Source organism: Enterobacter sp. RHBSTW-00175 (genome assembly GCF_013927005.1).
GTDB lineage: Bacteria > Pseudomonadota > Gammaproteobacteria > Enterobacterales > Enterobacteriaceae > Enterobacter.
In genome coordinates this window covers 1,545,253-1,558,167 of record NZ_CP055930.1, presented here as the reverse complement: position 1 = coordinate 1,558,167, position 12,915 = coordinate 1,545,253, and the positions used below count along the sequence as shown (strand labels likewise).

Genomic DNA, 12,915 nt, shown 5'->3' with positions numbered 1-12,915 from the left:
GGAGAAGGGTTACAGCTCTTGTTCGAACAGCACCAGAATAGCTTCGTAGAGATCTTTTACGGAGAAGCCATTTGCCGGAGTAGTGAAGATGGTGTCATCACCGGCAATGGTACCGAGGATGCCTTCCGCTTTACCTAAGGAGTCCAGCAGACGGGCAATAAGCTGCGCAGCGCCCGGACTTGTGTGGATAACCACAACGGCATCGTTGTAGTCGATATCCAGCACCAGGTTTTTCAGTGGGCTTGAGGTTGTTGGCACGCCAAGCTCAGCAGGCAGGCAGTAGACCATTTCCATTTTGGCATTACGCGTACGTACTGCGCCAAATTTGGTTAACATGCGGGAGACTTTCGACTGGTTAATGTTATCGAAGCCTTGTTCTTGCAACGCCTGAACAATTTCTCCCTGAGAACTGAATTTCTCTTCTTTGAGTAACGCTTTAAACGCCCTCACTAATTCTTCTTGCTTAGACGAGCTTCGCATAAGTCACCCGGAATATGACGGTAGAAACAACATTATTATGCATGTGGATGAATTTTTATGCAAACTATCTGCCAAGTGTAAGGCTGAAATAATGTTATGAAAGGGAGTGATTTTATCAGATTTCGTTATCAGAAAACATGCCTGGGTCACGCCGCGCAAATAAGGCTAAAAGTAAATTAAATGTTATCAAATTGATGTTGTTTTGGTGGCGGGGCAGGGTGTATTGTAACCACCTCTTAATTCGTTGCCGCCTGCTGTCCGATAGCATTCTGGCGTTGGCGAAAGGCGAGTGACCTCAAATTCTTTAGCTACGAAAATTGAAATTATTTACTTGCTGAATTAAGGTCGCCGCGACGAAGTTTTAGTTACTTAAGTTAACCATAATAAGGAGTTTAGGATGAAAGTCGCAGTCCTCGGCGCTGCTGGTGGTATCGGCCAGGCGCTTGCCCTACTACTGAAAACCCAACTGCCTTCAGGCTCAGAACTCTCCCTGTACGATATTGCTCCGGTAACCCCAGGTGTGGCGGTTGATCTGAGTCACATCCCGACAGCTGTGAAAATCAAAGGTTTCTCCGGTGAAGATGCGCGTCCTGCTCTGCAAGGTGCTGACGTTGTGCTGATCTCCGCAGGTGTTGCACGTAAGCCAGGCATGGATCGTTCGGACCTGTTTAACGTCAACGCCGGCATCGTGAAAAACCTGGTACAGCAGATCGCTGAAATCTGCCCGAAAGCGTGCGTAGGTATCATCACTAACCCAGTCAATACCACCGTGGCTATCGCAGCAGAAGTGCTGAAGAAAGCGGGTGTTTACGACAAGAACAAACTGTTCGGCGTGACTACGCTGGATATCATCCGTTCCAACACCTTTGTTGCCGAACTGAAAGGCAAACAGCCAACCGACATCGAAGTGCCGGTTATCGGTGGTCACTCAGGCGTGACTATTCTGCCTCTGCTGTCTCAGATCCCAGGCGTGAGCTTCACCGAGCAGGAAGTGGCTGACCTGACCAAACGTATCCAGAACGCCGGCACCGAAGTGGTGGAAGCGAAGGCAGGTGGCGGTTCGGCAACGCTGTCTATGGGCCAGGCGGCTGCACGTTTCGGTCTGTCTCTGGTTCGCGCTCTGCAGGGCGAGAAAAACGTGGTGGAATGCGCTTACGTTGAAGGCGATGGCGAGCACGCACGCTTCTTCTCTCAGCCACTGCTGCTGGGCAAAAACGGTATCGAAGAACATCAGTCTATTGGCAAACTGAGTGCGTTTGAACAGAACGCGATGGAAGGCATGCTGGATACGCTGAAAAAAGATATCACCCTGGGCGAAGAGTTCGTTAACAAGTAATATCGCTTCCAGGCATAAAAAAAACGGAGCTAATCGCTCCGTTTTTTTATGCCTGTTAATTTGTCGCGGGGTATTCCTGGATAGTCACCTGGATAGTCAGCTTCTTATCATTACGCATCACTTCTACCGGAATGATCGAACCTGGACGAATTTCCGCAACCTGATCCATGGTCTCCAGCGCAGATACCGCCGGTGTGCCATTCACTGACACAATCACATCGTTAACCTGAATACCCGCATTGGCTGCCGGGCCGCCAGGTGACACTTCGTTGACCACGATCCCCTGGATCTGATCAATGCCGCCACCCTGGGTATGCATTGGCGCAATTTCACGCCCGCCAATACCGATGTAGCCACGGATCACGCGACCATCGCGGATCAGCTTGTCCATGATTTTGGTGGCCAGCTGGAATGGAATTGCAAAACCGATCCCTTCAGGCGTTTCACCGTCATTACTCTTATCAAAGGATAAGGTATTGATCCCCATCAGTTCACCCAGCGAGTTCACCAGCGCGCCGCCGGAGTTACCGTGGTTGATAGAGGCATCCGTTTGCAGGAAGTTCTGTCTGCCTGATGGGTTCAGGCCGATTCGACCGGTGGCGCTGATAATCCCCTGGGTAATGGTTTGCCCCAGGTTATATGGGTTGCCAATCGCCAGAACAACATCCCCGATATGCGGCGTACGTTTGCGGTTAATCGGGATAACCGGCAGGCCGCCGGTGGCGTTGATTTTCAGCACGGCAAGGTCGGTCAGGCTGTCAGAGCCAACCAGCAGAGCTTCAAACACGCGGCCATCCTGCAATGCGACGATTATCTGGTCGGCATCGTTGATAACGTGCTTGTTGGTAATGATATAGCCGCGTTCGTCCATAATCACACCGGATCCGAGCGTGCGGATTTCCAGCTGGTTATGGCTCGAACTGTTAAGGCCGCGGTTATAGACGTTAACCACAGCAGGGGCGGCACGGCGAACGGCCTGGTTGTAAGTGGCAGGCGTTTCATCCGTGCTGTCAAATTGCGGTGCCGTCAGCTTATTGAACTGACGTAAAGACGGCATAGCCACTAACAGCAGGCCTGCAACGATCAAACCGATGGCAATGGAACGAAAGAGCTTTAAAAGCATGATGCGCGTGTCGTTAAAAAAGGAACGGTTTGCAGCATAACATGAGTTCTCCGGACATCACACGCAGCGGCGAAGTCCGGAGTCGCAAATGCTTAGCGCAGTAAAATATAAATAGACTCATTGCCACGCATAATTTGCAGGGCAATGACCGTCGGTTTACTTTCCAGCACCTTGCGCATTTCCGCAATGGATTGCACGCGGTTGCGGTTCACACCGATGATCACATCATCCTGATGTAAACCTGCCTGAGCGGCAGGACTGCTTTTTTCGACGGTATCGATAGTAATGCCTTTCGTTCCGTCTTTAAGCTGCCCGTCACTCAACGTTGCGCCTTGCAGCGCAGGGGCGATAAGTTCTGCGCTGGCAGAGGAGGACGTGCTTTTATCCAGCGTCACTTCCACATCCAGCGGTTTGCCATCGCGAATCAGACCGAGTTTCACTTTGGCACCCGGTTCGGTGGTGGCGATACGTGAACGAAGCTCGGCAAAACTGCTCAGTGGTTTATCGTTCAGGCTCACAATGACATCACCCGATTTCACCCCCGCCTTGGCGGAGCCGGAGTTTGGCAGCACTTCGCTGACAAACGCGCCACGCTGCACGTTGATGTTGAACGCTTTAGCAATATCCGCGCTCATCTCCATTCCTTTGATGCCCAACAGCCCGCGTTTCACTTCACCAAACTGCATCAGCTGTTGCGCCAGGGTTTTGGCCATGTTGCTCGGGATTGCAAAACCGATACCGATACTGCCGCCGCCAGGCGCCAGGATAGCGGTATTAATGCCAATCAGTTCGCCGTTCAGGTTAAGCAGCGCGCCGCCGGAGTTACCCCGGTTAATAGAGGCATCGGTCTGGATAAAGTTTTCCAGCCCTTCCAGATTCAGGCCGCTGCGCCCCAGTGCTGAAATGATGCCGGAGGTTGCCGTTTGCCCTAAACCAAACGGGTTACCGACCGCCACGGCGAAATCGCCGACACGAAGTTTGTCGGAGTCGGCGATGGCGATTTGGGTCAGATTACTGGGATTTTGCACCTGCAACAGCGCGATATCACTCTGGTCATCACCGCCAATCAGTTTGGCATCAAACTCCCGGCCATCGTTCAACTGAACGCTGATTTTATCGGCCTGGCTGATAACGTGATTGTTGGTCAGAATATAGCCTTTGGCTGCATCGATGATCACCCCTGAGCCCAGACCTTCAAAAGGCTGAGCCTGCTGGTCGGGAGATTCATCGCCGAAATATTTTTTCAGTTCTTCAGGTACGCGCTGGTTTTGCAGCGCAGTGCCTTCCACCTTTACGCTCACTACAGCAGGCAGCACTTTTTCCAGCATCGGTGCGAGGCTAGGAATGGCTGACTGTCCCGGAACCTGCGCAGGCAGGCTTGCGGTTGCAGGGAAGGACGCCGAGAGAGATAACCCGACACTTAACGCGATAGCGCTCAACAGCTGGTTTTTTTTCTTCATCGATGTTGACTCTCGTAACCTGAAATAAAGGAAGAACGGCCCCAAAAACACGTTGATGTTATTGAATTTTAAACCGCTGAACAATGAGGTATTTGACTAAATAATAGCTGGGGTCAGAAAGAAAGGACGGGTGCAGCATGTGCACCCGTAAAATATATTCAGGTTGTGCGATTAATCGCGTTTTGCGCCACCGCGCAGCAGGCCGGATGCGCCGTCTGAATAGTCACGTGGCATCTGCACCGGGGCTTGATCGTTACCGGCTTCAGAGTCAGCCAGACGATTGCGGAATGGGTTGGATTCCGCGGTCATTTCCGGCAGCAGGCTGCTGGAACTTTTTGCCATGTGTTGATACAGCTGACGATAGTCGGTGGCCATGTTATCCAGCAGCTCGGCGCTACGGGCAAAGTGGCTGACCAGCTCTTCGCGATACTCTTCCAGTTCAGCTTTATTCTTTTCCAGTTCGTACTGTAAGGACTGCTGCTGACGCAATTTGCGATTACCGAAACGCATGGCTACAGCACCGATCACGATGCCGACGACTAAACCAATTAGCGCATATTCCCAGGTCATGAACTTCTCCCGTTGTCTTGTGATTCCGTAGGGTGTTGGCTCGGCTCCTGCCTGTGCCTGATAATGCCACTATAACCGCTATTTCCGCAGAAGTGGAATCCTGACGTATCATCGCGTAGTGTAGAACGGCCTTTTTTTCATCAGTCGTGCACACTGATGAGCATTAACTGAAGGAATAACAACAATATCATGCAAAGCCTTTCCCCCTCATCGCGATACCAACAGGCCCTGAACGAGGGCTCACATCAGCCAGATGACGTTCAGCGTGAAGCGGTAAACCGACTGGATACAATTTACCAGGAACTCACGGCAAAACCCGCAGATGTAGTGCAAAGCGGTGGGTTAAAAGCGGCATTTGGGCGGTTGCTCGGTAAAAAAGAGCCGCAGGTGAATGCACCGGTGCGTGGCTTATATATGTGGGGAGGCGTGGGGCGCGGTAAAACCTGGCTGATGGATATGTTCTACCAAAGCCTGCCGGGAACGCGTAAACAGCGCCTGCATTTCCACCGTTTTATGCTGCGTGTTCACGAAGAGCTGACGGCGCTACAGGGGCAGAGCGATCCGCTGGATATTGTTGCCGAACGTTTCAAAGCCGAAACGGACGTGCTGTGTTTCGATGAGTTTTTTGTATCCGATATCACCGATGCCATGCTGCTGGGCGGCCTGATGAAAGCGCTGTTCGCGCGCGGGATTACGCTGGTGGCAACATCGAACATTCCCCCCGACGAGCTTTACCGAAATGGTTTGCAGCGGGCGCGTTTTCTGCCCGCCATTGATGCTATCAAGCAGCATTGCGACATCATGAACGTTGATGCGGGTGTGGATTATCGTCTGCGCACGCTGACCCAGGCGCATTTGTGGCTCTCGCCATTAAACGCCGACACACAAGGCCAGATGGATAAACTGTGGCTGGCGCTTGCGGGTGCGCCGCGAAATAACATGCCGGTGCTGGACATTAACCACCGGCCACTGCAAACGCAGGGCGTTGAGAATCAAACGCTGGCAGTTTCTTTCACCACGCTTTGCGTGGATGCCCGCAGTCAGCATGACTACATTGCGCTTTCGCGCCTGTTCCACACGGTGATGCTGCTGGATGTGCCCGTTATGACGCCGCTGATGGAGAGTGAAGCGCGCCGATTCATCGCGCTGGTGGATGAATTCTATGAGCGCCACGTGAAGCTGGTGGTGAGCGCAGAAGTGCCTTTATATGAGGTGTACCAGGGCGAGCGGCTGAAGTTTGAGTTCCAGCGCTGCCTGTCGCGTTTGCAGGAGATGCAAAGCGAAGAGTACCTCAAGCGTGAGCATATGCCGTAATAAATGCCACCCTCTCCCTGTGGGAGAGGGGCTGGGGGTGAGGGCACCAGACCGCACAATACTTAACCCCGAAAAACCCGCTCCGAATCACATTTAAGGGTCGATCTTTAACCTCAACTTCTCTATAATCTTGCGACCCCACGTTACGAGAAGGTTTTTTTCCCGAAACTTTCTATGTGTCGGCATTAGCTATTCGAAGGGGTAGGTTTGCCGGACTTTGTCGTGTGAACCTCAACTGACTAAACGTTTGGGTGTTCACCAACGTGTAACTTATTATTTGGGTAAGCTTTTAATGAAAACTTTTACAGCTAAACCAGAAACCGTACAGCGCGACTGGTATGTTGTTGACGCGACCGGTAAAACTCTGGGCCGTCTGGCTTCCGAACTGGCTCGTCGCCTGCGCGGTAAGCATAAAGCGGAATACACTCCGCACGTTGATACTGGTGACTACATCATCGTTCTGAACGCAGAAAAAGTTGCTGTAACCGGCAACAAGCGCGAAGACAAAGTGTACTACCATCACACCGGCCACATCGGTGGTATCAAAGAAGCGACCTTTGAAGAGATGATTGCTCGCCGTCCTGAGCGTGTGATTGAAATCGCGGTTAAAGGCATGCTGCCAAAAGGCCCGCTGGGTCGTGCTATGTTCCGTAAACTGAAAGTTTACGCAGGCAACGAGCACAACCACGCGGCACAGCAACCGCAAGTTCTTGACATCTAATCGGGATTATAGGCAATGGCTGAAAATCAATACTACGGCACTGGTCGCCGCAAAAGTTCCGCAGCTCGCGTGTTCATCAAACCGGGCAGCGGTAAAATCGTAATCAACCAACGTTCTCTGGAACAGTACTTCGGTCGTGAAACTGCCCGCATGGTAGTTCGCCAGCCGCTGGAACTGGTTGATATGGTAGAAAAACTGGATCTGTACATCACCGTTAAAGGTGGTGGTATCTCTGGTCAGGCTGGTGCGATCCGTCACGGTATCACCCGCGCTCTGATGGAGTACGACGAATCCCTGCGTTCTGAACTGCGTAAAGCTGGCTTCGTTACTCGTGACGCTCGTCAGGTTGAACGTAAGAAAGTGGGTCTGCGTAAAGCACGTCGTCGTCCACAGTTCTCCAAACGTTAATCAATTTCTGCTTCCGCAGAACGATTGGCGAAAAACCCGCTTCGGCGGGTTTTTTTTTATGGATAATGCTCAGGTTATCCACAAATTCAATGCATATATGTCCTCTTTTTCCACATTTCCAGAATCCCCTCACCACAATGGTCTTAAAATCTGGTAAACTATCATCCAATTTTCTGCCCAAATATCGGTGAATACTCGATTTTTGTTCGATTCTTGAACAATGTGTCTTCTCTGGGATGGGCGATATTTCATCTGGCTGGCCCTGGTGGGCCGGTAGCAGTAAAAATTCTGAATATACCTGGAGGTTTTCATGGCTGTCGCTGCCAACAAACGTTCGGTAATGACGCTGTTTTCTGGTCCTACTGACATTTATAGCCATCAGGTTCGTATCGTGCTGGCCGAGAAGGGTGTCAGTTTTGAGATCGAGCATGTGGAAAAGGATAACCCGCCTCAGGATCTGATCGATCTCAACCCGAGCCAAAGCGTACCAACGCTTGTGGATCGCGAGCTGACCCTGTGGGAATCCCGTATCATTATGGAATACCTGGATGAGCGTTTCCCGCATCCACCACTGATGCCTGTTTACCCTGTTGCGCGTGGTGAAAGCCGCCTGTACATGCAGCGTATCGAAAAAGACTGGTATACGCTGATGAACGTCATCGTTAACGGTTCCTCGTCTGAGGCGGATGCTGCACGTAAGCAACTGCGCGAAGAACTGCTGGCGATTGCCCCGGTATTTGGTCAGAAGCCATTCTTCCTGAGTGACGAGTTCAGCCTGGTAGATTGCTATCTGGCACCGTTGCTGTGGCGTCTGCCTACCCTGGGCGTTGAGTTCAGTGGCCCGGGTTCGAAAGAGCTGAAAGGCTACATGACTCGCGTATTTGAACGCGATTCTTTCCTGGCTTCTCTGACAGAGCCGGAACGTGAAATGCGTCTCGGCCGAGGCTAATGACTGTGGAAATGTCACAACTTTCTCCACGCCGTCCTTATCTGCTGCGCGCCTTCTATGAATGGCTGCTGGATAACCAGCTCACGCCGCACCTGGTTGTGGATGTGACGTTGCCTGATGTGCTGGTGCCAATGGAATACGCGCGTGACGGACAGATCGTGCTGAATATTGCGCCGCGTGCAGTGGGGAACCTGGAACTGGCAAACGACGAAGTGCGCTTCAACGCGCGTTTCGGCGGCGTGCCGCGTCAGGTATCCGTGCCGTTGGCTGCCGTGCTGGCCATCTACGCGCGAGAAAACGGTGCAGGTACCATGTTCGAGCCGGAAGCGGCTTATGACGAAGACGGTGCCAGCCTGAATGATGACGACGTATCTGACGATCGCGAAAGCGATACGGTGATGTCTATCATTGATGGCGACAAACCTGACCATCACAACGACCACGATCCTGATGACGATCCGCCGCCGCCGCGCGGAGGACGTCCAGCGCTACGCGTTGTGAAATAAGAAAACAGGCCCGAATGGGCCTGTTTTCTTTCGCTTAGAGATAATCTACGTTGAAGGTCACGCTACCATCAATGGTTTGCAGATCCGTAATAGAGCGAAGTTCGCTAGAAATATAAGGATAAACATTATACCTTACTTCAGTATAGGAAGACGGGTATGGCTCGAGTGAACCAGGTTCAGCCATGGTAGTATAGATATTTTCCGTAATTCCAGCTTCATTATTTAACGGATAGATAATGTGATTAGGATTTTCTTCCCAGGCCCCATCTTTACTGCTTCTTCCCAGAATATTCATGTAGGTGGCTTTATCATTCATGGTCGTAATAATAGACTGTAAAGCAAAATAATACCCGCCTATTTTTTTGCCATCTTCTGTTTTACCCAAACCCATAAAACGGCCGTTAAAAGTACTACCTCTATTCGTCAAATCGGCAGAGATTGCTGAGTCTGCACGATTATCCGTAAAAGAAAATTGTAATTTCAGTGGGCTGGTGCATGTGATAAACAAAAACTCAATGGCTGAGTTTAAAGCATAGCTTCCAGTTGCCGGCAAAGAATCAGCACTAATATTACCTAAGGCGATATCATCTTTAGATAAGTCAATATTACATGTCCCGGTCGAGACCTGTCCCTTTACCGCTAGGGTAGCGGAAGGTTTAGCCATTGCCAGGCCAGAGAAGATCATTGCGCCAGCCAGCAGCGAGAGTTTAAATATTCTGTTTTTCATTATCGGTTTCCTTACATGTAATCAACGTTGATGGTGGTATTGCCATCAAGATTCGCGGTGCTGGTGATACCCTTCATATCGCTGCTGATGGACGGGGTGACTTCCAGAGTGAAGGTGTAGTTTTGCTTGCTGACCGGCGCGGAGCCGCTGGTGTCGGTATAGGTAATATACTGAGCGGTGGTACCGTTATTGACGAATGCGTCAGAAGAGAGCGAACTCCAGGTACTGGCGAGGGTTTTGCCGGTGCTGGAGAGCAGGCTACCTTCTGTGCCCTCTGCCGTGACCTTAGTGATTTTGATGCCATAAGAGCCGATTTTAAGGGCGTCATCATTGGTGCCCAGACCGAAGGCGGTGTTGCTGTCGGTCAGTTCGTCAGAATGGGTGGCGACCGAGTCCTTACGGTTATCGACAAAGCTGATAGCCACGGCCTGCGCCGTGTTCTGGCAATCAACGGTGGTGTCGATGGTTTTCGGCGTCATGGTGTAAGTGCCGGTTGAAGGCAGCGCTTCGATGCTGACAGGATCAAAGGTCAGGGTGCCGCCGCCAGAAAGCGCAATAGTACAGGCCGCCGGGGTGACGGTGCCGGAGATGGTCAGGGTCGCACTGGTACCTGCGTGTGCCATAAATGTTGTCGCCATCAGGGAATAAAATATTCCTGAGGCAAGTACTGTCTTTTTAAATTCCATTAAATATATTCCTTTGCTTAACAGTATTTATAAATAGTCGACGTTGAATGTAACATTGCCGTCAATGGTTTGTTGATCGGTAATAGATCTCAGCTTACTCGAAATATAAGCATTGATTTTAAATCTGTATTCGCTGGAGGTCGTCGGATACGGTGTTTTACCATTGGATAGCGAAAGCGAAATATAGGATTTCGTTGTTAGCCCAGCGGCATTATTCAATGGTGAAATGTTTGTCTTACTTTTGTCCTGTTCAATGACCCAGGTTGCACTTTCATCACTGGTTTTGGACAGTACATTCATATAGGTTGTCTTTCCATCGACTGAGGCATTAATCGTAAATAATGACATGGTGTAGCCACCAATGTTTTCACCGGTATTCGTTTTGCCTAAACCCATGATATTGCCATCCTTTGCAAAAGATGAATTAATATCTGCTGCAGGGATAGGGGAATCAGCCCGGTTATCGGTGAGCGACACCTGCATCTTCAGTGGGCTGGTGCAATCGACATATAAATAATCGTCAACATCCGTTGCTGCCTGATAACTCTTAGTCGTAGGGAGAATATCCGCACTAATATTGCCTAAATCAATGTTCGTCTTTGTCAACGTTGCTGTACATGTCCCGGTCGAGACCTGTCCCTTTACCGCCAGAGTAGCGGAAGGGTTGGCCATTACCAGGCCGGAGAAAGCCATTGCGCCCGCCAGCAGCGAGTATTTAAAAATTCCATTTTTCATTGTTTGCTTCCTTACATGTAATCAACATTGATGGTGGTGTTACCATCAAGATTCGCGGTGCTGGTGATACCCTTCATATCGCTGCTGATGGACGGGGTGACTTCCAGAGTGAAGGTGTAGTTTTTCTTGCTGACCGGCGCGGAGCCGCTGGTGTCGGTATAGGTAATATACTGAGCGGTGGTACCGTTATTGACGAATGCGTCAGAAGAGAGCGAGCTCCAGGTACTGGCGAGGGTTTTGCCGGTGCTGGAGAGCAGGCTACCTTCTGTGCCCTCTGCCGTGACCTTAGTGATTTTGATGCCATAAGAGCCGATTTTAAGGGCGTCATCATTGGTGCCCAGACCGAAGGCGGTGTTGCTGTCGGTCAGTTCGTCAGAGTGGGTGGCGACCGAGTCCTTACGGTTATCGACAAAGCTGATAGCCACGGCCTGCGCCGTGTTCTGGCAATCAACGGTGGTGTCGATGGTTTTCGGCGTCATGGTGTAAGTGCCGGTTGAAGGCAGTGCTTCGATGCTGACAGGATCAAAGGTCAGGGTGCCGCCGCCAGAAATCGCAATAGTACAGGCCGCCGGGGTGACGGTGCCGGAGATGGTCAGAGTCGCGCTGGTACCTGCGTAGGAGGAGAGCGTGACGGTTAACAGCGAAGCAATCGCTCCTGCGGTAAAAATCTGTTTAGTGAATGACATATTTAACTCCATTTAATGTGTTCACTTAATTGGCAAATAGCTCGTATGAGTAGACAGGTTTAAATAAAATCAAACTTTTCAGTACGAGCTATTAATATTAGAAATAGAACGGCTTTGATTCGTTATGTTGGTAATGACTCCAACTTATTGATAGTGTTTTATGTTCAGATAATGCCCGATGACTTTGTCATGCAGCTCCACCGATTTTGAGAACGACAGCGACTTCCGTCCCAGCCGTGCCAGGTGCTGCCTCAGATTCAGGTTATGCCGCTCAATTCGCTGCGTATATCGCTTGCTGATTACGTGCAGCTTTCCCTTCAGGCGGGATTCATACAGCGGCCAGCCATCCGTCATCCATATCACCACGTCAAAGGGTGACAGCAGGCTCATAAGACGCCCCAGCGTCGCCATAGTGCGTTCACCGAATACGTGCGCAACAACCGTCTTCCGGAGCCTGTCATACGCGTAAAACAGCCAGCGCTGGCGCGATTTAGCCCCGACGTATCCCCACTGTTCGTCCATTTCCGCGCAGACGATGACGTCACTGCCCGGCTGTATGCGCGAGGTTACCGACTGCGGCCTGAGTTTTTTAAATGGCGGAAAATCGTGTTGAGGCCAACGCCCATAATGCGGGCGGTTGCCCGGCATCCAACGCCATTCATGGCCATATCAATGATTTTCTGGTGCGTACCGGGTTGAGAAGCGGTGTAAGTGAACTGCAGTTGCCATGTTTTACGGCAGTGAGAGCAGAGATAGCGCTGATGTCCGGCGGTGCTTTTGCCGTTACGCACCACCCCGTCAGTAGCTGAACAGGAGGGACAGCTGATAGAAACAGAAGCCACTGGAGCACCTCAAAAACACCATCATACACTAAATCAGTAAGTTGGCAGCATCACCCTCTACTCCCTGGGATAAACTGGTCTGGAAAACGACCGGAAATACCCTCGTTGTCAGTAATCCAAGCCCTTATGTGGTTCGTCTGTCACAGCAAGTGAAAACCTTACCCTCCGGTAATAAAGGAATGTTGAGTAAAACATGGATCCTGCCGGGTGAAACAGAAACGATTAAAATGGAAAAACCAGTAACTGACAGTCAAATAAAAATATTCCCAGCCTCGCGCTTTGGTATCGCCGTTAATGATTATACAGCTGCAGTTAATAAATAATTAGAATTATTAACGAGGAATGATCTCATTCAGACAATAAACTAACAAT

At 50.7% G+C, this 12,915-nt stretch carries 16 protein-coding genes; 7 read left to right on the top strand and 9 right to left on the bottom strand.

Annotated features, from left to right (window positions below):
• Window positions 1–9: 9 nt before the first annotated feature.
• Window positions 10–480, bottom strand: a complete 471-nt coding sequence (argR, locus tag HV107_RS07330; protein WP_148422335.1) for a transcriptional regulator ArgR — start codon at window positions 478–480, stop codon at window positions 10–12.
• Window positions 481–877: 397 nt separating this feature from the next.
• On the opposite strand from argR, the gene mdh reads away from it, so the two are divergent.
• Window positions 878–1,816 carry a malate dehydrogenase gene (gene mdh, locus HV107_RS07325; protein WP_182062708.1) on the top strand — a complete coding sequence of 313 codons (939 nt, stop codon included), beginning with the start codon at window positions 878–880 and terminating at the stop codon, window positions 1,814–1,816.
• 55 nt (window positions 1,817–1,871) lie between these two features.
• Here the strand turns inward: mdh and degS are convergent, their stop codons facing one another.
• The 3 genes from degS to zapG all read right to left on the bottom strand — a co-directional run bounded on the left by degS (window position 1,872) and on the right by zapG (window position 4,969).
• Entirely contained in the window at window positions 1,872–2,939 is a 1,068-nt protein-coding gene (degS, locus tag HV107_RS07320) for an outer membrane-stress sensor serine endopeptidase DegS (RefSeq protein WP_014071983.1), read from the bottom strand.
• Window positions 2,940–3,031: 92 nt separating this feature from the next.
• On the bottom strand, window positions 3,032–4,399 hold the full coding sequence (degQ, locus tag HV107_RS07315) for a serine endoprotease DegQ (protein WP_182062707.1): 1,368 nt from the start codon (window positions 4,397–4,399) through the stop codon (window positions 3,032–3,034).
• A gap of 171 nt (window positions 4,400–4,570) precedes the next feature.
• The gene (gene zapG / locus HV107_RS07310) at window positions 4,571–4,969 is read right to left on the bottom strand and encodes a Z-ring associated protein ZapG (RefSeq protein WP_014171843.1); all 399 of its coding nucleotides are present in this window, start codon (window positions 4,967–4,969) and stop codon (window positions 4,571–4,573) included.
• Between the two features lie 189 nt (window positions 4,970–5,158).
• Here zapG and zapE point away from each other — a divergent pair, with 189 nt between their 5' ends.
• The 5 genes from zapE to sspB all read left to right on the top strand — a co-directional run bounded on the left by zapE (window position 5,159) and on the right by sspB (window position 8,867).
• Window positions 5,159–6,283, top strand: a complete 1,125-nt coding sequence (zapE, locus tag HV107_RS07305; protein WP_182062706.1) for a cell division protein ZapE — start codon at window positions 5,159–5,161, stop codon at window positions 6,281–6,283.
• Window positions 6,284–6,575: 292 nt separating this feature from the next.
• Window positions 6,576–7,004 carry a 50S ribosomal protein L13 gene (rplM, locus tag HV107_RS07300; RefSeq protein ID WP_182062705.1) on the top strand — a complete coding sequence of 143 codons (429 nt, stop codon included), beginning with the start codon at window positions 6,576–6,578 and terminating at the stop codon, window positions 7,002–7,004.
• Between the two features lie 15 nt (window positions 7,005–7,019).
• Window positions 7,020–7,412 (top strand): 30S ribosomal protein S9, encoded by a 393-nt coding sequence (gene rpsI, locus HV107_RS07295; protein WP_003860436.1) that lies wholly within the window; start codon window positions 7,020–7,022, stop codon window positions 7,410–7,412.
• A gap of 310 nt (window positions 7,413–7,722) precedes the next feature.
• On the top strand, window positions 7,723–8,361 hold the full coding sequence (sspA, locus tag HV107_RS07290; protein ID WP_182062704.1) for a stringent starvation protein SspA: 639 nt from the start codon (window positions 7,723–7,725) through the stop codon (window positions 8,359–8,361).
• 5 nt (window positions 8,362–8,366) lie between these two features.
• Entirely contained in the window at window positions 8,367–8,867 is a 501-nt protein-coding gene (gene sspB / locus HV107_RS07285) for a ClpXP protease specificity-enhancing factor (protein WP_182062703.1), read from the top strand.
• A 34-nt stretch (window positions 8,868–8,901) separates the two neighbouring features.
• Here sspB and HV107_RS07280 read toward each other — a convergent pair whose 3' ends face one another.
• From HV107_RS07280 to HV107_RS07260, 5 genes are all read right to left on the bottom strand, one after another.
• Window positions 8,902–9,594: a DUF1120 domain-containing protein gene (locus HV107_RS07280; RefSeq protein WP_182062702.1), complete on the bottom strand. Its 693-nt coding sequence runs from the start codon at window positions 9,592–9,594 to the stop codon at window positions 8,902–8,904.
• An 11-nt stretch (window positions 9,595–9,605) separates the two neighbouring features.
• On the bottom strand, window positions 9,606–10,232 hold the full coding sequence (locus HV107_RS07275; protein WP_259349688.1) for a DUF1120 domain-containing protein: 627 nt from the start codon (window positions 10,230–10,232) through the stop codon (window positions 9,606–9,608).
• Between the two features lie 75 nt (window positions 10,233–10,307).
• Entirely contained in the window at window positions 10,308–11,015 is a 708-nt protein-coding gene (locus HV107_RS07270) for a DUF1120 domain-containing protein (RefSeq protein WP_182062700.1), read from the bottom strand.
• 11 nt (window positions 11,016–11,026) lie between these two features.
• Window positions 11,027–11,701, bottom strand: a complete 675-nt coding sequence (locus HV107_RS07265) for a DUF1120 domain-containing protein (protein ID WP_182062699.1) — start codon at window positions 11,699–11,701, stop codon at window positions 11,027–11,029.
• 144 nt (window positions 11,702–11,845) lie between these two features.
• Window positions 11,846–12,543, bottom strand: a protein-coding gene (locus tag HV107_RS07260) for an IS1-like element IS1B family transposase (protein ID WP_095033700.1) whose coding sequence is annotated in 2 segments (ribosomal slippage) — window positions 11,846–12,294 and window positions 12,294–12,543 — 699 coding nt in all. Because the reading frame shifts where the segments join, the coding sequence is not laid out codon by codon here.
• A gap of 41 nt (window positions 12,544–12,584) precedes the next feature.
• On the opposite strand from HV107_RS07260, the gene HV107_RS07255 reads away from it, so the two are divergent.
• Entirely contained in the window at window positions 12,585–12,866 is a 282-nt protein-coding gene (locus HV107_RS07255) for a hypothetical protein (protein WP_220458427.1), read from the top strand.
• Window positions 12,867–12,915: the final 49 nt, after the last annotated feature.

What these genes read in the sequence shown, in the direction of transcription:
- argR (WP_148422335.1), bottom strand. Translation starts at nt 480, where the DNA reads ATGCGAAGCTCGTCTAAGCAAGAAGAATTAGTGAGGGCGTTTAAAGCG.
- mdh (WP_182062708.1), top strand. Translation starts at nt 878, where the DNA reads ATGAAAGTCGCAGTCCTCGGCGCTGCTGGTGGTATCGGCCAGGCGCTT.
- degS (WP_014071983.1), bottom strand. Translation starts at nt 2,939, where the DNA reads ATGCTTTTAAAGCTCTTTCGTTCCATTGCCATCGGTTTGATCGTTGCA.
- degQ (WP_182062707.1), bottom strand. Translation starts at nt 4,399, where the DNA reads ATGAAGAAAAAAAACCAGCTGTTGAGCGCTATCGCGTTAAGTGTCGGG.
- zapG (WP_014171843.1), bottom strand. Translation starts at nt 4,969, where the DNA reads ATGACCTGGGAATATGCGCTAATTGGTTTAGTCGTCGGCATCGTGATC.
- zapE (WP_182062706.1), top strand. Translation starts at nt 5,159, where the DNA reads ATGCAAAGCCTTTCCCCCTCATCGCGATACCAACAGGCCCTGAACGAG.
- rplM (WP_182062705.1), top strand. Translation starts at nt 6,576, where the DNA reads ATGAAAACTTTTACAGCTAAACCAGAAACCGTACAGCGCGACTGGTAT.
- rpsI (WP_003860436.1), top strand. Translation starts at nt 7,020, where the DNA reads ATGGCTGAAAATCAATACTACGGCACTGGTCGCCGCAAAAGTTCCGCA.
- sspA (WP_182062704.1), top strand. Translation starts at nt 7,723, where the DNA reads ATGGCTGTCGCTGCCAACAAACGTTCGGTAATGACGCTGTTTTCTGGT.
- HV107_RS07280 (WP_182062702.1), bottom strand. Translation starts at nt 9,594, where the DNA reads ATGAAAAACAGAATATTTAAACTCTCGCTGCTGGCTGGCGCAATGATC.
- HV107_RS07275 (WP_259349688.1), bottom strand. Translation starts at nt 10,232, where the DNA reads ATGGCGACAACATTTATGGCACACGCAGGTACCAGTGCGACCCTGACC.
- HV107_RS07270 (WP_182062700.1), bottom strand. Translation starts at nt 11,015, where the DNA reads ATGAAAAATGGAATTTTTAAATACTCGCTGCTGGCGGGCGCAATGGCT.
- HV107_RS07265 (WP_182062699.1), bottom strand. Translation starts at nt 11,701, where the DNA reads ATGTCATTCACTAAACAGATTTTTACCGCAGGAGCGATTGCTTCGCTG.